This is a genomic window from Streptomyces sp. NPDC018000, assembly GCF_044328025.1.
In the GTDB taxonomy this organism is placed as follows: Bacteria; Actinomycetota; Actinomycetes; order Streptomycetales; family Streptomycetaceae; genus Streptomyces.
Genome location: NZ_JBIRGM010000024.1, coordinates 33229 through 54336, shown reverse-complemented (window position 1 = coordinate 54336; position 21108 = coordinate 33229). Strand labels below are relative to the sequence as shown.

The 21108-nt window shown below is 71.4% G+C and carries 12 protein-coding genes and 1 pseudogene; 4 read left to right on the top strand and 9 right to left on the bottom strand.

Annotated features, from left to right (window positions below; translation table 11 throughout):
- Positions 1–64: 64 nt before the first annotated feature.
- Positions 65–1054: a hypothetical protein gene (locus ACH4EW_RS28840; RefSeq protein ID WP_398261863.1), complete on the bottom strand. Its 990-nt coding sequence runs from the start codon at positions 1052–1054 to the stop codon at positions 65–67.
- Between the two features lie 216 nt (positions 1055–1270).
- On the opposite strand from ACH4EW_RS28840, the gene ACH4EW_RS28835 reads away from it, so the two are divergent.
- Together ACH4EW_RS28835 and ACH4EW_RS28830 are read left to right on the top strand one after the other, a co-directional pair.
- Positions 1271–7801: a putative T7SS-secreted protein gene (locus tag ACH4EW_RS28835; protein ID WP_398261861.1), complete on the top strand. Its 6531-nt coding sequence runs from the start codon at positions 1271–1273 to the stop codon at positions 7799–7801.
- A complete protein-coding gene (locus tag ACH4EW_RS28830; protein WP_398261859.1) occupies positions 7798–10704 on the top strand; it encodes a right-handed parallel beta-helix repeat-containing protein in 2907 nt (968 codons plus the stop codon). Before ACH4EW_RS28835 ends, ACH4EW_RS28830 begins: the two co-directional genes overlap by 4 nt.
- Positions 10705–10723: 19 nt before the next feature.
- Here the strand turns inward: ACH4EW_RS28830 and ACH4EW_RS28825 are convergent, their stop codons facing one another.
- Entirely contained in the window at positions 10724–11632 is a 909-nt protein-coding gene (locus ACH4EW_RS28825; RefSeq protein ID WP_398261857.1) for a ricin-type beta-trefoil lectin domain protein, read from the bottom strand.
- A gap of 289 nt (positions 11633–11921) precedes the next feature.
- Between ACH4EW_RS28825 and ACH4EW_RS28820 the strand changes: the two genes are divergently transcribed.
- Entirely contained in the window at positions 11922–12383 is a 462-nt protein-coding gene (locus ACH4EW_RS28820) for a GNAT family N-acetyltransferase (RefSeq protein ID WP_398261855.1), read from the top strand.
- Here the strand turns inward: ACH4EW_RS28820 and ACH4EW_RS28815 are convergent.
- The 7 genes and pseudogenes from ACH4EW_RS28815 to ACH4EW_RS28785 form a co-directional block, all read right to left on the bottom strand.
- Positions 12347–12637, bottom strand: coding sequence for a hypothetical protein (locus ACH4EW_RS28815; RefSeq protein ID WP_398261853.1), 291 nt, complete (start codon positions 12635–12637; stop codon positions 12347–12349). The two genes, ACH4EW_RS28820 and ACH4EW_RS28815, sit on opposite strands and share 37 nt — an antisense overlap.
- Before the next feature lie 48 nt (positions 12638–12685).
- Entirely contained in the window at positions 12686–13075 is a 390-nt protein-coding gene (locus ACH4EW_RS28810; protein WP_398261850.1) for a hypothetical protein, read from the bottom strand.
- A 974-nt stretch (positions 13076–14049) separates the two neighbouring features.
- Positions 14050–14475: a hypothetical protein gene (locus ACH4EW_RS28805; protein WP_398261848.1), complete on the bottom strand. Its 426-nt coding sequence runs from the start codon at positions 14473–14475 to the stop codon at positions 14050–14052.
- A 504-nt stretch (positions 14476–14979) separates the two neighbouring features.
- A pseudogene (locus ACH4EW_RS28800) lies at positions 14980–15729 on the bottom strand (transposase); the annotation flags it as partial.
- Positions 15730–15943: 214 nt separating this feature from the next.
- On the bottom strand, positions 15944–16759 hold the full coding sequence (locus tag ACH4EW_RS28795) for a DEAD/DEAH box helicase (RefSeq protein ID WP_398261846.1): 816 nt from the start codon (positions 16757–16759) through the stop codon (positions 15944–15946).
- 510 nt (positions 16760–17269) lie between these two features.
- Positions 17270–17581 (bottom strand): replication initiation protein, RepL2, encoded by a 312-nt coding sequence (locus ACH4EW_RS28790; RefSeq protein WP_398261844.1) that lies wholly within the window; start codon positions 17579–17581, stop codon positions 17270–17272.
- Positions 17578–18030, bottom strand: a complete 453-nt coding sequence (locus ACH4EW_RS28785; RefSeq protein WP_398261842.1) for a MarR family transcriptional regulator — start codon at positions 18028–18030, stop codon at positions 17578–17580. The genes ACH4EW_RS28790 and ACH4EW_RS28785 overlap by 4 nt, the downstream gene beginning before the upstream one ends.
- 1181 nt (positions 18031–19211) lie before the next feature.
- On the opposite strand from ACH4EW_RS28785, the gene ACH4EW_RS28780 reads away from it, so the two are divergent.
- Positions 19212–20816, top strand: a complete 1605-nt coding sequence (locus ACH4EW_RS28780; protein ID WP_398261840.1) for an ABC-F family ATP-binding cassette domain-containing protein — start codon at positions 19212–19214, stop codon at positions 20814–20816.
- Positions 20817–21108 lie beyond the last annotated feature (292 nt).

Below are 21108 nucleotides of genomic sequence, written 5' to 3'. Positions count from 1 at the left end.
GTGTGTGGAACAGGGGCAGGTGGTCTGAGGGCTTGCGGAACGCCCGGACGGGGCGCGGGCGGGGTCAGTCGTCGGAGGACTTCCAGCCGGTGTCGCCGGCCGCGTTCTTGCTGTCCCACTTCTCGGTACGACCGTCGGTCACCACGGTCTTGGTGCCGCTGCCGTTCGCCTTGACCTCGATCGTGGTGACGACCTCGTGGCCGTTGAGGTCCACGGCCGTGGTGCTGGTGCCCTTGACGGTTTCCTGCTTGCCGCCGTCGTCCGGGCCGGTCCGGGTGTAGGTCGTGGTGGTGTCGCGGTGCCCGGTGGTGATGTTGTAGACGGAGTGGCTGGTGCCGGTGGTGGTGCTCTCGCCGCCGTCGCCGGGCGCCTTCGTGACGCTTTTGAAGGAGTCGTCGGTGATCTTGTTGCCGTCCTCCTCGATGGTGACGGCCTTGCCGGTGGTGGTGGTGACGTTGCCGTAGACGTCGGTGGCCGAGGAGTCGTAGGTGCCGTCGGGGTGGTAGTTCGTGACGTCCTTGCTCGTCAGGCCGGTGCTCGTGCGCACCTCCGTGGTGATCTTGGTCGGCTTGCCGTCCTCACCGTACTTGTACGTGGTGGTGGTCAAGTTGCCGTGTCCGTCCGAGGTCGTCCACGTGGTGGGCCGGTTGCCCTGCGGCGGCTTGGGCGCGTGCGGGTCGTCGGGATCGACGTTGCCCGCGCGGACCTGCTCCTGCCACTTGTCCCAGATCTCCTTCTGGGTCTTGTAGAGGTCCGCGGCGAGGGACGCCTCCTGCTTGCTGGCCTCACCGGCGAGCTTGAAGTCCCAGTCGGCCCAGCCGCGGGCCACGCCCTCGTAGAGGTTGGCGAGCTTCTCCAGCTTCTCCTCGGAGCGCTTGAAGGAGCTCTTCCAGACCGAGTAGTAGGCGCGGATGGCGGTGGGCACGCCGCTGCCGACATCCGCGACCGAGTAGTCCTGCTTGCTCTCGCGGGCGTGCTGCACCTGGCCCTTGAGCGAACGGGCCTTCTGGGCCACCTGGTTGAGCAGCTCGTAGTCGACTGCGATGTCGGGCACAGCACTCCTCCGGGGCGGTACGGGCGGATCCGGGCGGTCCGGGCGGACACGCCGGGGCGGCGTCCCCTTGTGCAACGCACGCCGGACGCGGACGGTTCACGAAACAGACCCGTCCACGGCTAGCTGTGACATCGTTCACAGAGTGAACCGGCGGTGGTCCGGGCCGCGTTGACCAGGTGTCAGCGATGGGCACGAGGAGACGGCCAGGAGGCGCAGGTGGCGGCACGCCCCGGGGACTGGAGTGCCCTCGGCATGGGTTCCGACCCCACGCCGGGCGACCCGGCCACGCTCAAGTCCATCGCGGACGCCATGCGGGACCTGGCGGACTCCGCAGGCACCATCAACAACGGCCTGCGCGAGCTGCAGATCACCGCCGGGGACGGGCAGCGGTTCATCGGCAAGACGGCCGACGCGCTGCGCGACGTGGTCGACGAGCACCTGCACCGCTTCGTCGGGCGCGTCGAGGAGTCCTTCCGCATCGCCGAGGGCGCGCTGCGCACGTACGCCACCATCGTGACGAACGCGCAGGCGGAGGCGGACCAGGCGTTGAGCGCCGCCCAGGGCATGTCCGAGGACGACCCCGCGCGCGAGACGATGAAGGAACGCGCCCACAGCGCCGCCTCGGACGTCTCCACCGCCGCCACGAACCTGCGCAACTCCCTGCACCACGCGGGCACACTGATGGTGCAGCCGGTCAGCGACTGCGACCTGTTCTGGGAAGTCTTCCAGTGGCTCACGATCATCATCTCGGTGATCGCGGTGTTCACCGGTGGCATCCTCGGCATCATCGCCTGGGGCATGAACGCCGCCCTGCTCATCAAGACCATCGTGGACTTCAGCCAGGGCAAGGCCGGCGGCCTCGAACTGGGCCTGGCCTTCCTCGGGGTGCTCTTCCCCAGCACCAAGGGCATCAACGTCGGCCAGCTCGTCAAGGGCCTGGGCAACACCCTCAAGGGCGGAGCCTCCGGCATCGCCGACTCCGCCCGGGCGCTGACCTTCCAGGCGGGCAACATCGCCCGGCTGACCGGCCTGCCGCGCTTCGTGGTCGTGCCGGTGGTCGTGGGAGCGAAGATCGGCGCATCGCTGCGCTTCGACCTGTCCGCGATCGGCCGGGGCATCATCACCGCCGGGCAGAACGGCTGGAAGAACGTGGTGGTGACCGTCCGCGGCGACTGGGCGCGCGCCACCGTCAACGCCTCCGGCAGCTGGGGCAGGATCGGCGCCTACACCGTGGTCAACGTGCAGCGGCTGGGCCGGTTCACGGTGGCCGCGCTGGCACCGCTGAACTTCGCCGAGATGAGCGTGCTCGGCATCGGCGGTGCCGCGCGCCTGGCGTTCGGCGAGCGCGTCCTCGGCATTGCCCAGCCGGAACTGCACGCGCTGCTCGTCAACGCCGGCCGGGCGGAGGCCGTGGTGCGCGGCGGCAGCACGCTGACGCACGTCTCGCCGGGCGCGCTGGTGCCCGTACCTCCGCTGGCGCCGCCCGGGGTGCGGTTCGGCGCGGGCGGCTTCTCCGGGGTCCCGTCGCCGGGCGGGCTGTTCCGGCCGGGCGCGGGCGCCGGGTTCACCGGTACGGCCGACCTCGTGCACCTGTCGATGACGAAGCTGCCGACGGTCAACCTCGGCTCTCTCGGCTTCGGTGGCCTGGACGGGATGCGTGGACTGCCGGGCCTCGGCGCGCACGCCGGGCCGGGGACGCTGACCGCGCCTGCCATGCACGGGCTCGGGGGCGGCTCGCTGGTCGGCGGGGTGCCGACGCCCGGCGCCGGGGTGCATGTACCGGGCGGATTCACGATGGCGCCGCCGCCGGGTACGGAGCTGCACCTGCCGGCCGCGCCGCACGGGATGACCACCGCGCCGAGTGGGCTCAGCATCCCCGGCGGGCTGCCCGGCGGTCCGCACCTGGTGGCGCAGACCGACCTGGCCGGCGGCCAGGTCCGGCTGGACAGCAACCTGCTGGTGAACGGCCACACCTCCATCGACCTGCTGCGCGACGCCCACACCCCGGCGCCGCTCGCGCACACCGTCCCGCGGACCGATCCGGGCGTGCACCCCGGAGCGGCCGGCGTCTCCGGCGTGCCGGTGGCGGGCGTGAGCGACGGTGTGTCGATGGCGCGGGGCGCGGTCGGGTACGCCGAGGACCTGGACGGCCTCACCTTCGGTGAACTGCACGCGCTGTCGCTGGGCGATGTGTCCGTCACCGGCATCCGGGCGGACGGCATCTCGCTGCGCATCGGCGACGCACCGGTACGGACGATGGACGCGCACTCGATCGCCGCTACGGCCCCGGTCGGGCCCGCCCCGGTGAGCCACGTCCCCGGGACGGGCGCGGTGCAGCCTCCTGGCGTGGGCGCGGGCACCGGTGCGGCCGCGCACGCGGGCGGCGGCGCGGTCCGGGTGCCGGGTACGGGCGAGGCGCACCTCGTGCCGAACCCGGCGGGCGCGGTCGAGGTTCCGGGCTCCGGCCTGACCCACGCGGCCCCGGCCCCGGCCACCGGTGCCCTCCACGTGCCCGGAACGAGCGCGGCGCACGGGCCCCCGGCCACCGCCGCCGGCCACGCCCCGGCCACGGGTGTCCGCGCCCCCGACACCGGCGCCGGGCACGCCGTACCGCCCGTGAACGCCGGGGCGAAGGTGCCCGGCGACGGGGTGCCCGTACCGGGGCGCGGTGTCCCGGGGCGCGGCGCCGCCCCGCCCCCGGCGGCGGCCTCGGCCGCGGCGCCGCCGCCCGCACCGGCCCTGAACCCGCAGGAGCTGGCCCTGAGCCTGCTGCGGGGCGACGGTCCGGCGGGTCCGCCGCCCGTCACACACGGCGTCCGCGCGGAGAACGTCACCGCGGTCTCCGCGCGCCCCGCGCTGGACACCGCCGGTGCCGCGCCGCGCGGCGCGGCCGACGCCGCCCTCGACCTGGTGGCCCGCCCCGGCCGCACCGGCGGCCCGGATCTCGCCACCCCGCCCCCGGCTTCAGCCACGCACACCCCGGCGCCCACCCCGGCCGCCGCGGCCCCGCACTCCCCCGTACCTGCCGGGGACGGCGCCGTGCCCGTCCCCGCGTCGGCCGTGCCCGCCCCGCCGCCGACTCTTGGCGGCAAGGGCAGGGGCCCGGCCCCGGCGTCGCAGCTCGGCGGCGACGGACTGTCCGGCCCGACGATCCTGCCCACCAGCAACAAGTGGGGCGGCCGGGACGCGGCCATCGTCATGAACCGGCGGTTCCACGCCGCCCACCAGGTCGTGATCGGCAACACCTCCGGCTTTGCGGCCTCCGCCCGGGTCAACGGCTGGGCGTCCTACGAGCAGGCGCTGAGCCGGCTGGGCCAGGCCGAGAAGCGGCTCGACGAGGTCGCGCCGCCGCCGGGCGTCGGCCCCTCCTCCGGCCCCACCCCCGCCCACCGGGCGGCCCTGGACGACTACGCCCGTGCCGAACAGGCCGTCGACCGGGCCGAGGACACGCTGCGTCGACTCGGCATGGACCCGGTGGCCACCCACCGCGAGATCCGGAGCGTCATCGGACGCATCTTCACCGACCGCGGCGGCTTCCTCCTCGGCGGCGCCCCCACCCCCCGCCGCCTCCTCGGCGACCCCCCGCCCCCGGCGGGCACCGGCGCGGGCGGGGGGTCGCCGCCGGGCGTGGCCGACGACGCCATGGACGTGGACGTGCACGAGGGTGTCGGCGCCCACCCGTCCACGCACACTGCGGAAGCGGTGCCTGCCGCACCGGTCGGCGGCGTGCGCGAGTGGACACCGCCCGGCGCGGGCCAGGGCGCCGACGGCCGGCTGGTGCTCGTCAACTTCCCCGACGGCCACCCCGGCCAGACCACCCCGCTCACGGGCACGCTGGACGAAGAGGCCTACCTGAACTTCGTCCGCGAGAGCGTGGCCGAGTCCCGGCCCCTGGGGTTCGTCGTCAACGCGATCGTGCGCTGGGACGGTCTGGCCAACGGCGGCCTGCAGCGCTTCCTGGACACGGTCGGAACGGGCCTGCACGAGTTCGACGGGCGCGTCGCGGTCGTGATCGGCGTCAACGGGCCCGAAGCCGAACTGGCCGCCATCGGGAACGCCATGCACGCCGCGCTGAAGGACGCCCGGTTCCCCCACCCGGTGGCGCTGGTGCGCGTGCCGTACAAGCCGGCCAACGGCTCCTTCCCGTACGGCACGGTCCGCAACGCCGTGCTCGAGAGCACGGTCGGCGGGTATCTGGCCCGCACCATGATGGAGTGCGGTCTCCATCCCTACTTCTCCATCATGGACTTCGACTTCCACCCGCACGTGGTCCCCGACGGCCGGCACGTCTTCAACTACTTCGAGGAAACGCTGTGCATGCCCGACCACGCCGCCGTTCGCGCGGCCGGTCAGGAGCCGGAGCCGCCGCTGCGTCCACTGATGATGGCCGGCGGCTACCGCGCGCCCGACCTCACCGCAGAGGGGGCGACGTCCGATCTACTCAAGGAAGCCAACGCCAGGATCGCCAAGGACTTCGCGGACGCCGCGGCGAGCGGCAAGGGCAAGGGCAAGGGCGGCCCGAAGGTCATCACCGAGGGCGATCTGCCCGGGCTGTTCCAGCGCATCGAGCGCGACATGAGCGCACGGACCCGGCTCGCGATGATCCACCCGCAGCTGCCGTACGCCCCCGAGCCGAACCTCTTCGTGGACGCCGCCGCCACGATGCTGAGGCGGCAGGACGGGGAGGCCCTCAGCTTCGGCGACGGTGCGGGCGAGTTTGCCGCGCTCGGCAACCGGCTCAACCAGTTGAACGCCTGGGAGCTGAACCGCCGACTGCCGCTGCCGGCCTTCACCGTTGCGGCCGACGACGCCCGTAACCTGCTGCGCCGGGCGGCCGACTCCCTGTGGCCGGGCGGGGTCGGGATCCCGAAGGCCGACCAGCTGGCCGCGCGGGACGTGATCCGGCAGTTGGCCGACTCCCTGGACGGCCTCGGCGAGTTCAAACCCGTCGACGCGAACCGGCTTCGCTCCCTCGCAGAGTCGTTCGACAGCTCGGTGCCGCCGCACGGCAAGGCACCGGCCACCACCGCGACCCCGAAGCTGCTGAACCGTGCCATCGACGCGCTGGACACCCGCCTCGCCGAACGGGCCATCGCCGCCGGCAACAACACCCTGCCGGAGCGCGGCGCGGCCTTCGTCAACGACGTGCAGGGCGCCGCCGTGCCGACCGACGTGGCCCGGCTGATCGCGGGCGCCAAGGGGAGGACCGGCAAGCTGCCCCAGGACCACGGCAGCCTCAAGAACCCGATGGGCCGGCTGGTCGGCCCATCGCGGGCCGACCAGGGCGGCCTGCACCCGGCCAATCACCGGGACGAGTGGACGGGCTCGCCCGGTGACCCGCCGGGCGACAACGCCACGGGCGTCCCGACCGGAGACGACCCGCTGTTCCCGAACAAGCACGCCCCGCGGTCGGCTCCTCCCGTCGGCCCCGCGCCCGGTGTGCACGACCACCCGGGCGCCCCGCCGCCGACCCGCATCGCAGGCAAGGTGTCGGGCAACCTCGACTCGCGCCTGGGCTCCCACAAGAACCCGCCCACCACCGCGGTGTCGGCGCGCGTGCCCGGCGCCGACGGGCTGCACGCCGGAATCTCCCCCGACGAACTCCGGCTCGCGATGCGCGACCTGGCCCTGTCCAACGACCCCATGGCGCTGCTGCGCCGGCTGCGCTACCTGCGCGAGGAACACCTCGGGCCGGGGGCGCAACTGCCGCAGCCGCGCGGCTCGCTCTTCGCCGCCCTGAAGGACGCCGCGCTCGACCCGCAAGGCCTGCTGCGCAGCACCCTGGACGGGCTCGACAAGCCGTACCCCAGGGCCAAGCCCATGCCCACGGACGTGGACGACCCGGAGAAGTATGCGAAGTATGCGAAGAAGCTGTTCAACTGGCGCAACACCGCGAAGAACGCCGCCGACAAGAACCTCGAGCCGGTCATCGACGACCTGGGGGCCAAGGGCATCGGCGTCGAGGACTTCTTCACCCGTCTGGCCCAGGGCCACATCCACCCGCCCTCCGACACGCTCCAGGGGTTCATCCGCAGCAGGAAGCCGTTCGCCATGGACCCGGGCGGCCTGCTCGTGCTGAAGCAGTACGCGGCGGCACTTCGCCGGGACATCCACGTCACCGGCGGCGACGGCTTCCGCCATGAGGTGAAGCGTCCGGCGGACGCCGGACGCAAGCGGCCCCGGGACGGCGAGAGCGAGCCGCTCATCCTCACCTGGGAACACGGCAGCGGCTGGCGTGTCGGGCCGCCGCAGGCCGCATCCGCGCCGCCGGCCCCGGCGTCCGGCGGGCCCGGCGCGGCCGGGCACCCGGGGCAGGGCGACAGCGGCAGAGCCGGCTACGACGGCCCCCCGCCGCCCAAGCGCCCCCGTCGCCGCGGCGGAGCCGGCGAGCCGGGCCCGTCCACCGTGCCCGCGCCGTCCGTTCCCGGGCCTGCCCGGACCACGCACCAGCAGAACGTGGACACCGCCTGGCAGCAGTACCTGAACGCAAGCGGCGAACTCATCCGGGCCACCCGCGACCTTGACCCGCTGCGCGCGCGGGCCGGCGAGTCCTCGTCCGGCTCCCGGGCGCTCGAAGCGGTGACCAGCCGGGCGCAGGAGGCCGAGAGCGCGCTGAACCGGGCAGAGCGCCTGCTGGAGCAGCTCGGCGTCGACATGTCGTCCCACCGGATGGGCCGACTGCAGCTGGGCGACTCCCCCTCACCGCCCGGCCGGCCCCACCACCCGTCCGACGGAGGAACCCCGTGACCCCGCCCGCCCCGCACCGCCTCGCCGCCCACCGCGCCGTACCGGGCGGCGCCGCCGTGGCATACGAGACCGTCACGGCCGCCCTCGCGGCGGCGGATCCGGGTGACACAGTGCTCGTGGCGCCCGGTGTGCACCGCGAACGGCTCCGCCTGGACCGGGACGTCACGCTCCGCGCGGCCACCGGCCCGCAGGACCCGGCGGACCCGGACGGCGGTGCGCCCGGCGTCGTCCTGGCCGCCCCCGACACGCAGACGGGCACGGACGCCGAGTCGGACGCCCCGGTGCTGAAGGTCGCCCCCGGCGTCCGCGCGGTCCTGGCCGGGATCACGGTCCGCGGCACCGCCGGCGACCGGCCGGCGGTCGTGCTGTCCGGCGGCGCCTGCGCGTGGACCGGCGGCGGCGTCACCGACGGCCGGCTCGACGTGCTCGGCGACGCCACCGCCACCCTGCGCGGGCTCACCCTGCGCGGCGCGCACCTGGCCGGAGTGCTGCTGCGCACCACCGGCACGGTGCGCCTCGACGCCTGCCTGCTCGTCGGCATCACCGGCACGGGCCTGGTCGCGGGCGGCGACACGTTCCTGGAGGTCACCGACACCACGGTGCGCGCGGTGACCGGCTCGGCGCTGCGGATCCGCGAACGGGCCCGGCTGACGCTGCGCGGAAGCCTGGTCGAGGCACCGGGCCGCAGCGGGCTGCTGGTGGAGGACGAGGCCGCCGTCGATGCGGCGGACACCCGGCTGCGGGACTGCGGGGCGGAGGCCGTCCGTGTCCTCGGCAGCTCCCCGCTGCCCCCGGACGAGGACCAGGACCAGCACAAGAACCGGGACCGGGACCGGGACAAGAACCGGGACCGGGAAGCGGAACCCGGCCGGGACGGCGGCGGCGTACGCCTGTCCGGCTGCGAGCTGACCGGCGCTGGAGCCGACGCGGTGGGCATCACCGGCGCGGGCCAGATGGAGCTGCGGGACTGTGCCCTGCGCGACTGCGGCGGCTCCGGCGTGGCCGCCGACGGCACCGCCCGGGTCCGGCTCACCGGCGTCCGGATCGTCCGTACGGGCGGCACAGCGCTGGCGGTCCGGGACGCGGCGGCGCTGGAGGCGGCGGACACCGACGTACGGGACGCGGGGGCGAACGGCGTGCTGGCGGCCGACGAGGCCGCGGTCCGCCTCACCGGCTGCTCCGTGACCGGTACCCGGTACAGCGCTGTGCACGCGGGCGACGGCGCCACGGCCGTCCTGGACGGGCTGCGGGCCGCGCGGTCGCCCGAGCACGGGGTGCACGCGGTGGCCTCGGCTTCGTTGGAGCTCACCGACGCCCGGATCACCGGCTGCGGCATGTCGGGCCTCGACCTGGCCGACGAGGCGCGGGCCGGCGTGGCCGGCCTGGAGGTGGCGCGCTGCCGCCAGGGCGTGACGGTCTCCGGGCGGCAGGGCGAGGCGGAACTGACGGACTGCCGGGTGTCCGACGTGGAGCGGGCCGCCGTGGTCCTCGGACCCGGTACGGTCCGGCTGGCCGGGGCCCGGCTGCTGCGGGCGGGCACGGCCGCGCTGGTGGTGGGCGAGGACGCCCGGCCCGTCGTGGCGGACGTGGAGATCCGGGACCCGGCCGGCTCCGGGATCGTGGTGGCTGCCGGCTCCCGGCCGCGGCTGCGGGACGTACATGTGACGGCGGCCGGGAAGAACGGCCTGGTGGTGGAGCCTGGCGGGGGCGGCGTCTTCGAGGACGTGGACCTCGTGGCGCCCGGCTACCCGGCCGTGCACGTGGGCGCGGGCGCAGCGCCCGTACTGCGGCGCGTCCGGGTCCGGGACGCCGAGGAGGACCTGAGCGCCGATCCGCAGGCCGCGCCGGTGACCGAGGACTGCGTGTCGCTGCGGGTGGCGAACGCCGTGTGGCCGCAGCCGGGCGGCGCCCCGGACCGTGCGGCCGAGTCCGGCGGCGGCACGTCCCACGACGGCGTGGAGGACCGGGGCACCGAGGGCGCGGACGACGGGGACGGCGCGGACGAGGCGGAGAGCCTGGAGAGCCTGCTCGCCGAACTGGACCGGCTGATCGGGCTGGAGGGCGTCAAGCACGACGTCGCCTCGCTGGTCAAGCTGATGCGCATGGTGCAGCGCCGCGAGGTCGCCGGGCTGGCGGCGCCGCCGCTCAGCCGCCACCTGGTCTTCGCCGGCAACCCCGGCACCGGCAAGACCACCGTGGCCCGGCTCTACGGGAGGATCCTGACCGCTGTCGGCCTGCTGGAGTGCGGCCACCTGGTGGAGGCGGACCGGTCCGCGCTGGTCGGCGAGTACGTCGGCCACACCGGCCCGAAGACCCAGCGCGTCTTCCAGGAGGCCATGGGCGGGGTGCTGTTCATCGACGAGGCGTACTCGCTGGCACCGGCGGGAGGGGGCGGCGGGAACGACTTCGCCCAGGAAGCCATCGCCACCCTGGTGAAGCTGATGGAGGACCACCGGGACGCGGTGGTCGTCATCGTAGCGGGCTACCCGAACGAGATGGAGCACTTCATCGACTCGAACCCGGGCCTCGCCTCGCGGTTCAACCGGACTCTGCTGTTCGAGGACTACAACACGCCCGAGCTGGTGCGGATCGTTGAACAGCACGCGTCCGCACACCAGTACAACCTCACCGACGACGCGCGCGGGATGCTGCACGGCTACTTCGGGCACATGCCCCGCGACGGCCGGTTCGGTAACGGCCGTTCCGCCCGTCAGGTGTTCCAGGCGATGACGGAGCGGCAGGCGTACCGGGTCGCGGAGATCGAACTCCCCACGGAGGACGATCTGGTGACGCTCTGCGCGCTGGACGTGCCGGAACTGGACGTCCCGGCAGAGCCGGCCCCGGCGGGCCGGGCCGGCTCCCCGGCAGCGCTCACCACCGCCGCCGGGGGCACGGCCGGCTGACGCCGGGCCGGGGCCCGCGTCAGGCCAGGCGCCACTTCTGGTTGCTGGTGCCGGAGCAGGTCCACAGCTGGAGCTTGGCGCCGTCGCCCGTGGACCGGTCCTTGACCTCCACGCACTTGTCCGCCTGCGGGTTGACGAGGTCCCCGGCGCCGCTCATCACGAAACGCTGCGCCGGGTTGCCGCTGCAGTGGGCGAGCTGGATGGCGGCGCCGTCGTTGCGGGAACCCCAGGCCACGTCCATGCACAGGCCCATGGCCCGGACCGTGCCGTCGCCGCGGAACTCCCAGCGCTGCGGAGCCCGGCCGTCGCAGTCGTGGATCTGGAGCTGGAGGCCGTCGAGCGGGTTGCCGCCGGGGATGTCGATGCAGCGGTTGGAACCGGTGCCCACGATCATCGATCCGGCCGGGGCCGGGTCCGACGCGACCTTCTTGGTCGGCTGCTGTGACTGTTGCGGCTGCGTTTGCCGCGGCTTGGGGTGGGCGGACGTCCCGGACGCCTGCGTGCCGTTACCGCCGGGCGCCTTGCTCGCGGCGGGCAGCGCGGCGGGCACGGGGGCGCCCTGGGCCCGCGGCGCGTCGGGGGCGGCGGCTCCGGAGGGCGCGCCGGACCCGCCCGGCGCGGGCTGCGCGGGCTGCGCCGGCGTGGCGCCCGTAGGGCTGGGGCGGGGCGCGGCGTCGGCGGCGGCCACGTGGGCCGCGGGCTCGTTCGCCACGAAGGTGACCCGGCCCACGACGGGCACGGCGAGGGCCACGACGGCGGTTACCACCGCCGCGCCGGCCACGGTGGTCCAGACGCGCTTCTCGGGCAGCAGCCGGCGCCGGGGCGCGGCGGGCCGGCGCGCGAAGGCGTCCGTGAAGCGGGGCCCGCCGGGGTCAGCGCCCGGAGTGCCGGGCGAGGGGGGCGGGTGGGCGCTGCCCTGGGACGGCACGTGTGGTCTCCCGTCGGCTCGTAGGCCCGTGCGGGCCGGGGCGGACACGTCCTCCGGTGCGGGACAGGGCCACTGGGCCCCGTATCGCCGCACCGGCACGTGACGCGGTGTCACCAGCGGGTGTTCTTCTCCCATTTCACCACCGTGACACAGGCAGTTTAGTGGCTCTGCTCCATAGGTCGACCCGTAAGCGTCACAACTCACCCAACCCGTGAGGCCCTTGCCATGTCACGGGCCGGCTGGCACTTCTGCTCCTCAAACGGGCATGGCGCCTGCCATGATCCGTGTCATGCGCACTCAGATCACATCGGCAGGGATGACCGACATCCACCAGGTTCTCGCTGATCACCACCGATACTGGGGAGACCGCGACCTTCGCTCCCTGCACCTCCTGGCCCTGGTGCAAGAGTTTGGTGAAACCTGTCTCGTCGCCCGAGCCGAGGATGGAATCCACGGGTACATCATCGGGTTCGTCACCCCGACCGGCACCGGGTACGTACACCTGATCGCTACTCGGGACGACACCCGCGGCACCGGTCTCGGGCGCCGTCTGTATGCGGCGTTCGCTGACGCCGCCCATCGCCACGGCGCGCTGCGATTGAAGGCGATCACGTCACTCGGAAACACCGGCTCGATCGCATTCCATCGCCGCCTCGGCTTCGACGCGAAGACCGTCGATGACTACAACGGCCCCGGCCAAGCCATGGTCGTCTTTCATCGCATTCTGCCGTTCGACGCAGTGCAGCCCTGAGCGACCAGCCACCCCCTCACCGGCATCGCTCCCCAGGTCGTAAGCGAATTAAGGAGCGAGCTTATCCACGCCGCGCCGGCCTTCTCGACGGTCGCTGTGAACGGTGCCTCGTCCATCGGCGGCGACTTCGTCCAGGGGCCGGTGCCGGTGCAATAGCCGAGCGGGCCGAGAGCGGGGTCGTCGATGTAGACGTGCCAGTCGCTGTGGTACTCGGCCCGAGCGGTCAGCGCGGCCGCGGAGGTCTCGGGTGTCATGGCGGCAGGGAGAGCACTGGCACGCGCCTTGGGCGGGCTTCCCTGGTTTCAGTCGCCGCTTGTCCGGGAGGGCTTGGCGTCGAGGTAGGCGGTGTCCACAACGATTCGCGGGGGCGGTTCGTCGGGGCCGGGCCGCTTGGTAGCCCGGTCCAGTGCTGCGGAGATCTCGTCGTACATACGGATGGACTCGGATGACAGGCCGTTGGACAGTGGTGTCACCTCGGCCTTGATAGAGCGATCCGTCTGGTTGTAGGGAGTCTGCTCCGAGGTCTTCTCCCACAGCTCTTTGATCGTATCGATCTGGAACGTCTTCAGTCCTGCGGCCTTCTGCAGCCGTTCGGAGTGCTGGGGCGGGGAGTCGACCGCGCAGCCGGCCGTGGCCGCCAGGAGCAGGCTCGTCCCCAGCAGAGCCAGGACAGGTTGAGTCGTGATCTTCACGCCGCGCAGTCTGACGGGGTTCGCCGGCCACCGCTGGAACACTCGCTGGCTTCATTCGTTCGCGTGACATCGGCCGGTTGCCGGGTGACGGCTACCAGGCCTGCGGCAATAGCTGAGGGCCTTCACCGACTGGTGAAGGCCCCTCAAATGTCTGACCCCGGTCGCGTGACGTAAGCCAGGGCTGAACCGGGGAATCTGTCGGCCATGACACATCAGGGGGTGCAGATACAACCGACCGCAGCGCAGCTCAAGCTGCTGGAGCTGCTGATCTCCCGGCCTCGCCTGGCCCTCTTTCTCGCCGCCGCGCCCACGCCGGCGGCGATGGAGCTGTACCTGTGGAACGTGCGCCTGTCGGCCGCCTTCAGCGAGGTGATCGCTCTTGCCGAGGTCGTTCTGCGTAATGCCATGGCGGAGCAGCTCGCCGCCGAGTACGGGGCCACCTGGTACGCGCGTGCCGACTTGTTCGACGACCGCACCATGAACGGTCCCGGTCGCCAGGTCGGCGGGCAGGGTGATGTTGCGCCACGTGGCCCAACCGCGCCGCCCACCACGAACCGCAGATCGACGGCGTTCCCCTCCCGGGCCAGACCGACCGCCGCGGCCGGACCCGCCGGCTCGCCCTCCCCGAAGCCCACACCGAGATCCTGCGCCTGGTCGAGTACATCGACAAAGACGTCGCCACCTGGCTCGGACAGACCAGCCGCATCCCCGAGCTGCTGCGCACCCGACCGTAACCGGACGGCGATGCGCAGACCTCCGGTCCCGGCTGTCCGACGATGGGCCGCACGCGGAGCGTCCCTTCACCGGCCGTCTCATGCAGGCAGGAAAAGGGGGTGTGTCACGTCCGCTTCTTCAGGATGAAGCGATCTCAGGGTGTTTGGACCGGTCATACCCTGAACGGTGGTGGCCGCATTGCTGACGGCGGCCACCGTCGCTCCTGCTCAGGATGCTGAGAACGAGTACTCAGGAGAAGGTCAGGACGGCCTTGAGCGGCTCTCACTGCACGTCCCGGAGTAGACAGTCCCCGTCGAGACATTCACCTCACAGGTCTGCCAACTGAACGTGCCCCCTTCGATGAAGTTCTTGTTCACGTTGCCCCAGCCGCTGTCCTTGCCCGAGCTGTTGTAGATCACACCACTGCGGACAGATCCACCTGAGCCGGCCGGCGGGTAGTACGTCCAGGTGATACCGACCGGGATTCCGTTCGCGTCGAGGTCGCGGATCCAAACCCAATCGCCGTACGGCTGGAAGCAGCCCTGGCCGGTATCGAAGAGAACCTGGTCACCGGAGTACGAGCACTCCTTGGCGTATCCGTTGTTGTAGCTGCTGTCCGAGACATCCGTAGTCGCCTGCCACCCGTCCGCGGCGGCGTCGGTCCCGGTGGACAATGCGAGGCCCATGGCCAGCGCGATACTGGCGACTAATGATCGGGAGCCCTTCGACATTCGCAATCCCCCTCGGGGAACAAATCGTGTCGGGTACTTCATGGAAGCCCTCCTTCTGGCGGGCTCTCAAAGTGTTGGCGCGACGAGCGATATTTCATAGCGGTCTTGCCTGTCCGGGACAGTCCCACCTGTTCGGCGTACACCACCAAGACGCTGGCCAACCAAGCCGACTTCCGTAGAGCCGCTGCCAACCGAAGCTACGCAGAGCGGCCAAGCACTGGTAGAGCGCGTGGACGAGGCGCGTGGAGCATTCTGAAAGCGCTGATGGAGCATCAGGTGCGCCCCAACCTCGATCGTTCATGAGTCCTCGTCGGTGTGCTGACGGGGAATCTGTGTTTGCGAGGTGCGGTCTTTTCGGGGCTGGGGCACGTTGACGGCCCGGTTGTCGCGTCGGGTGGGCGCCGGGTTCCACTTTCCCGGTGTGGTGGTGCGGGGCGTTGGGGCGGTCGGTGTGGCTGGTCAGCCGGGGCTCGGCAAGGCATTGAGCCGGTCGATTGCCCGGGTGACTTCGTCGGTCCAGGGCCATCGTGTGGTGAAACGCAGCCAGCGGCGGCGGCCGGTGGTGACCAGCTGGGCGGCGGCGGAAAACAGCCGCAGGCGGAGCTTCTTGGGTTCCCAGCGGCGTGTTTCTGCGGTCAGGGCGAGCATCGGCATCCAGGCGAGGAGGTCGAGTGCGAGGGAGACGATCTCCAGCCAGATCCGGTTCTGGGCGGTGTCGTGCAGGGGCAGGTTGCGCAGGCCGGTGTCGCGGGCGTTTCGGATGCGGTCCTCGCAGCGGGCCCGTCTGCGGTAACGCAGTTCCAGGTCGGCGAGCTGGCCGCCCTTGGTGTTCGTCGCGAAGCAGGTCAGCCGTAGTCCGTCGAGGTCGGTGAGGCGCAACTGGGCACCGGGGTGCGGTCGTTCTTTGCGGACGATCAGCCGCATGCCCTTGGGCCACGTGCTCAGGTCGGGCATGTCGGTGATCTCCGCGACCCAGGCACCGGGCCGCTCGGTGCCGCCGGCGTCGTAGGCCGGTGTCCACGCCTTCTTCGGGATCTTCAGGACGGCCTGGTGGATCTGGTCGGTGATGGTCATTCCGACGGAATACGACAGCCATCGGCCCCGGCGGGAGAGCCAGTCGAGGAAGGCGTGGGTGCCGCCGGCGGAGTCGGTGCGGATCAGTGTCTGCCGGCCCCGCCGCAGGTATTTGGGGCACCGTGGGCCCGCTCCCGGTGTCGAAGCAGACCGGGCCCGGTTCGGTGCCGTCGGCCAGGAGGAGGCCGGGCCGGCCCTCGTGCTCGGCACCGAACTCCTCGGACTCCCACATGGCGATCCCCTCTCTTCCACCGTCCCGGCGTGGCACACCCGAACCGGTGAATCCCCCGGCTTGATCAGGGATGTGTCGGCCTTCTGATGTGCAGCTCGTTCCTGTGCTCACTGATCGTTACGCAGGAGGTTTCTGTTGGGCGCCACCGCAGCTGGGCTTGTACGCCGAGATCTGTTCTCGCAGATCAGCGATGTCGGTGCCCAGTCGCTCGGCCGTCTCGGGAAGCCGGATGCCGGGGACTGCTGCGCAAGGCGGAGTGCGTCCTCGTGCAGTGCGCACTCCAGCCGAGTGGCTGCGCAGGTGCCGTAGAAGGAGCTTGGCCATGGACCGGTACCGGGTGAAGATCAGTGCTGATTCGTCAGGTGCCGTCAAAGCGGGCAGCAGGTCGTCGAGTGCGCCGATCTTGCCGGATCGGGATGCCGCCCGCGCGGGGTCGTACTCCTCTTCCAGGCGGTCCTTGTGGTACTGGGCAGGCGAGTTGCAGATCTGCTGCAGTTTGTTGAACAACTCCAGCAACACGCCTTTACGGTACGCTCCTTGGGCGTCTCGGATCGCCTGGAACGTGTCGTCGGCGGTCTGCTGGTAGAGCTCGATCTGTTCATGGGTGAGGCTGACGACGCGCGGCCGGATGTCCTTGGGCGGCAGCTCGCTCAGGATGCCCGGGTCGCTCTTGCGGCGGCGTAGCATGAACGCGCTCATGAGGCCGGACAGCCGTGCGGTTCGCTCGGTATCGGCGATGTTGTCCTCGATGGGGCGGGCGGACTGGTCACGGAAGACGCGCTGTGTGCCGAACAGTCCTGGATTGAGCCAGTCCATGAGGGCCCACGCCTCGGTGAGGTTGTTCTCGACCAGGGTGCCGGTCAGTGCCACCCGGATGGTGGCCTTGATGCGGCGCAGGGCACGGGCGGTGGCGGTGCGGTGGTTCTTGACCATCTGGGCTTCGTCGGCGACGACCAGGTCGAAAGGGCATCAGGGCCAGCAGGTCGACGTCGCGGCGGAGCGTCTCATAGCTGGTGATGACGATCGTGCGCGAGATGACGTCTTCGAGGCTGCGGTCGGCGCCCAGGCCCATGTCGTCGGCGAGCATCGCGCCGAGGCGACTTCGACGAGCGTGACCTGGAGACAGCACGCCGTACCTACCCGGGCCGTCGCCCGGTGCTGAACGCCGACGGCGGCCTGGAAGTGCATCCGGCCGGGTCTGGAACCCCAACACCGCTCGTGAGTTGATCGCGTCCCACGCCACCTGGCCTCACGTCTTCCGGAAACCCATGCAGATCACGGGTCGTCTCCGGCTGTGGTTCCTCGGCCGGGGTCTGTTCACGGCGGTACTTGGTCCAGGTGTTCCGGCTCTCGGCAGGCTCATGTACGTGAGGTCAATGAGAGCCGATCCCAGGATCGGCTCTCATTGACCTCACGTACATGAGATCTGGTTCTCAGAGTTGCTCAGGTTGCGCGGCGCAGGGGGATGACGACGTCCTCGCCTGTGCTTTTCGTGCTGAGGCGGTAGTAGCTGATGTGTGCGAGCCGGTCGGATTCTTCGAGCCAGCCGGCCTCGACGGCCTGGCGGCGGGTTCGGGAGAAGACGGTCGGGGACATGCCGACGAGCTTGGCGAGGTTGGCGCCGGTCTCGATGACGGCGCCGGCGCGGTCGGTGGGGTGCATCGCGTAGAGCATGACGACCAGGCGCTGGTTGGCGGTCATGCCGGCGGTGCGGTGGAGGACGTCCAGGAGCTTGTGCTTGTCGTCGTTATTCACTGGGCCTCCCAGGGCGAGGGGATGGTGTTGTCGAAGCCGGGGATGTCGGGCGGGTTGCATGCCTTGATCGCTTCCCGCTGCTCGATGCCGGGCCCGTGAAAGGCGATGTACGGGCTGATCCTGTAGAGCCTGTAGTTACCGATGCGCCCGCGCTCGATCAGGATGCGCCGCTTGAGGAGCTTCCGGTTGATCTTGCCGACAGCGTCAGCGGTCATTCCGACCTTCTTGGCGATGTCCGCGCCCGTCGCCCTCAGCGGCGCCATGCCCTGAGGGGAGACTCCGATCCACCACAGCACCATGTACTTCTGGCTCGGGGTGAATTCCTTGCTCTCGGTGATCGCTTCGATCCTGGCCTTGTCGACCTGGATGTGCTCACCGGAGAAGGCGTAGGGCGCATAGGGAATGGCCTCGCCTGTGTCGGCGTCGACCAGTCTGCGTACCGCTCCCAAAGGGCCCTCCCCTGGCTGGGCATTGCCGTGATGTACATGAGCAACGGCCCTGGGGGCCGACCAGATGAACTTAACGTACATGAGCGCCAAGTGCATGAACCCCGCCCCCAGGGTATGCCGATCGACCTGGCGTTGATCTGTACCTGCGGCTGGCGCGCCCTGTCACGGCGTCTGCTGATGTACGTGACGTCAATCTGCTCAGTTTCTACAGCAGTGGTCACGGTTCTCAGGACAGGAGCACCACAGTTCTCAGAGCTGCCTGCCCCGATCTCAGGAACCGGGTACACGATGCTGAGAACTGGCTGCCAGGTCGTCAGAACCCGATGAGAAAAGCGTTTCCGCAGGTCGTGGCACGATTGTGGTCTGCGCGCTCTCTAACAGGTAGGACAGGCCATCGACCGAACAGCTCCACGGGCACCTCGGGCTGGGAAAAGCAGTCGTGCAAGGTGAGGGTCAGCACTTCCGAACCGGGCCTCCAGGCGCGCCCGCTCCCTCCTATCGGGAAGGAACCCACTAACGCCCGCCCGTCCTCAGCCCACGAAAGCGCGCCACGACGCGGCCGCAGTCGACGGAGTACCCGTCACGTATGCCTCGTTCAGCCCCCGCCAGCCTCAGCCGCTCTGTTTCTTACTGCCCTCACCTGGCTGCAGTCGCCTCACCGCCTGCGGACCCCGTCGGTCACCGGAGGCCCGCCAGGGCCGAGGATGCACCGACCAGTGGGCGCGGAGAGCGCGACCGGCGACGGTCTCGAAGGCCCGCCCTGAACTCCGCTCTCCCAGCTCACGGGCGTGTCCTGGGAGAGCAGCACCGACGGATGGCAGCCCACCCAGAGCAGCGAGGGGGGACCGGTGCCCTCACACGTCGGCGCGGGCCTGGGCGGCGGCGCTCAAGCAAGAGGCCGCGCGACGGCACGAAGAATTCCAAGACACAGCAGCACGGCTGCGGCACCTTCAGCTGCCATGACCGCCGGCGTCACTGCCCCAGACGGAGCATCCGCCCCACCGCAAGCCCGGCCAACGGTCAGATACGGGGGCGGCCACCGAATGCTCCAGGAGCTCGCGGACGTGGCGTGCGGGGGGTGTCGGTTACGGTAGAGGCATGTCTACGCCCCGAGTTTCCTAGCTGAGGACCCGCTTCCACGCCAGAAGTGTGTCCTTTCGCTTTTTTCGGAGCGTAATACCGTGATTGCTGTTCGCGATGTCGATTTGCGTGCAGGTGCCCGCCTGCTGCTCTCGGACATTTCCTTCACCGTCTCCCCCGGTGACCGCATCGGCCTGGTTGGCCGCAACGGTGCGGGGAAGACCACCTTGATGACCGCCCTGGCCGAGCGTGCCAAGCCCGCCGCAGGGACGATCACCCGTACCGGCACGGTCGGGTTCCTTGCGCAGGACTCCCGCGCCGCCGACCCGACGGTCACGGCCACGGACCGGATCCTGTCCGCCCGCGGTCTGGATGCGGCGCTGCATCGGCTGCGTGCGGCCGAGGCCGCGATGGCCGAGGCCGCCGGGCCTGGCGGGCTGGAGCGGGCGATGCGTGCCTATGCCGGTGCGGAGGCGGCTTTCCAGGCCGGCGGCGGGTATGCGGCCGAGGCCGAGGCCGCCCGCGTGGCGGCCGGACTGGGGCTGCCCGAGCGGGTGCTGACCGAGCCGGTCGGCAACCTCTCGGGCGGGCAGCGGCGCAGGGTGGAGCTGGCGCGGATCTTGTTCGCCGGGCACGACGGTGCACTGTTGCTGGACGAGCCGACCAACCACTTGGACGCCGACTCCATTGCCTGGCTGCGCACCTTCCTCCGGGACCGCCGGGGTGGTCTGGTGGTGATCAGCCATGACACCGCTCTGCTCGCCGGTGTGGTCAACCGGGTCTTCCACCTGGACGCCACCCGGGCGACGATCGACATCCACAACACCGGCTGGGCCACCTACCTGACCCAGCGCGAGGCGGACCAGCGACGTCGGGAGCGGGAGCGGGTGAACGCCGAGCGCAAGGCCGCCGCCCTGCACGCGCAGGCGAACAAGATGAAGGCCCGCTCGGCCACCGCGGTCATGGCCCGCAGCATGGCCCGGCGCGCGGACCGCATGCTGGCGGATCTGGAGCCAGCCCGCCGCACGGAGAAGGTGGCCAGGATCCGGCTGCCCGAGCCGGTGCCGTGCGGCCGAATGCCGCTGGGCGCGGTCAGCCTGGCCAAGTCCTACGACGGCCACCAGGTCCTCACCAGCGTCGACCTGGCCGTCGACCGGGGCAGCCGCCTGGTCGTCCTCGGCCTCAACGGTGCAGGCAAGACCACCCTGCTGCGCATCCTCTCCGGCGAGGAGCAGCCGGATGCCGGGCGTGTGGTGCGCGGGCACGGGCTGCGGCTGGGCTACTTCGCTCAGGAGCACGACACCCTCGACCCCGGCCGCACGGTCCGGCAGAACCTGTCGGACGCCGCCCCACACCTGACGGACGGTGAAGCACGGCGGGTCCTGGGCGCGTTCCTCTTCAGCGGGGACGACGCGGACAAGAGCGCCGGAGTCCTGTCCGGCGGGGAGAAGACCCGCCTGGCACTGGCCGGGCTGGTCCACTCCGGCGCGAACGTGCTGCTGCTGGACGAGCCGACCAACAACCTCGACCCCGCCTCCCGCGACGAGGTCCTGGCAGCCGTCGGCTCCTACCTCGGCGCGATCGTGATGGTCACCCACGACGAGGGCGCCATCGACGCCCTGAGCCCCGACCGCGTCCTGCTCCTGCCGGACGTGGACGAGGACCTGTGGAGCGAGGACTACCGCAACCTGGTCGCCCTCGCCTGACCCGCCCCGCCCCCTGACCCGGCGGGCCCGGCCCGGGCCCGCCGGCCGGGTGGTGGCCGACGCCACGCACCGCGGGACCTGCCGCATACGAACTGCGGGATTCAGGCCCGCGGGTGTCCGGGGGCAGGTAAGCGCGGTGGGGTAATCGGTGCCATCGCCCGCCAAGTGGCCAGGAGTTGGCGTAGCGAAGGGTTCTTGTCGGCCTGGCTCGTGGGGAGATTCAGCCAATTTCTTGATCGGGCGTACGCGCGCTCCGCGCGTGACCAGACTACTGAGTGCAGTTGTCTGACTA

What these genes read in the sequence shown, in the direction of transcription:
- ACH4EW_RS28795 (WP_398261846.1), bottom strand. Translation starts at nt 16,759, where the DNA reads ATGGTCAAGAACCACCGCACCGCCACCGCCCGTGCCCTGCGCCGCATC.
- ACH4EW_RS28805 (WP_398261848.1), bottom strand. Translation starts at nt 14,475, where the DNA reads ATGGGCCTCGCATTGTCCACCGGGACCGACGCCGCCGCGGACGGGTGG.
- ACH4EW_RS28820 (WP_398261855.1), top strand. Translation starts at nt 11,922, where the DNA reads ATGCGCACTCAGATCACATCGGCAGGGATGACCGACATCCACCAGGTT.
- ACH4EW_RS28815 (WP_398261853.1), bottom strand. Translation starts at nt 12,637, where the DNA reads ATGACACCCGAGACCTCCGCGGCCGCGCTGACCGCTCGGGCCGAGTAC.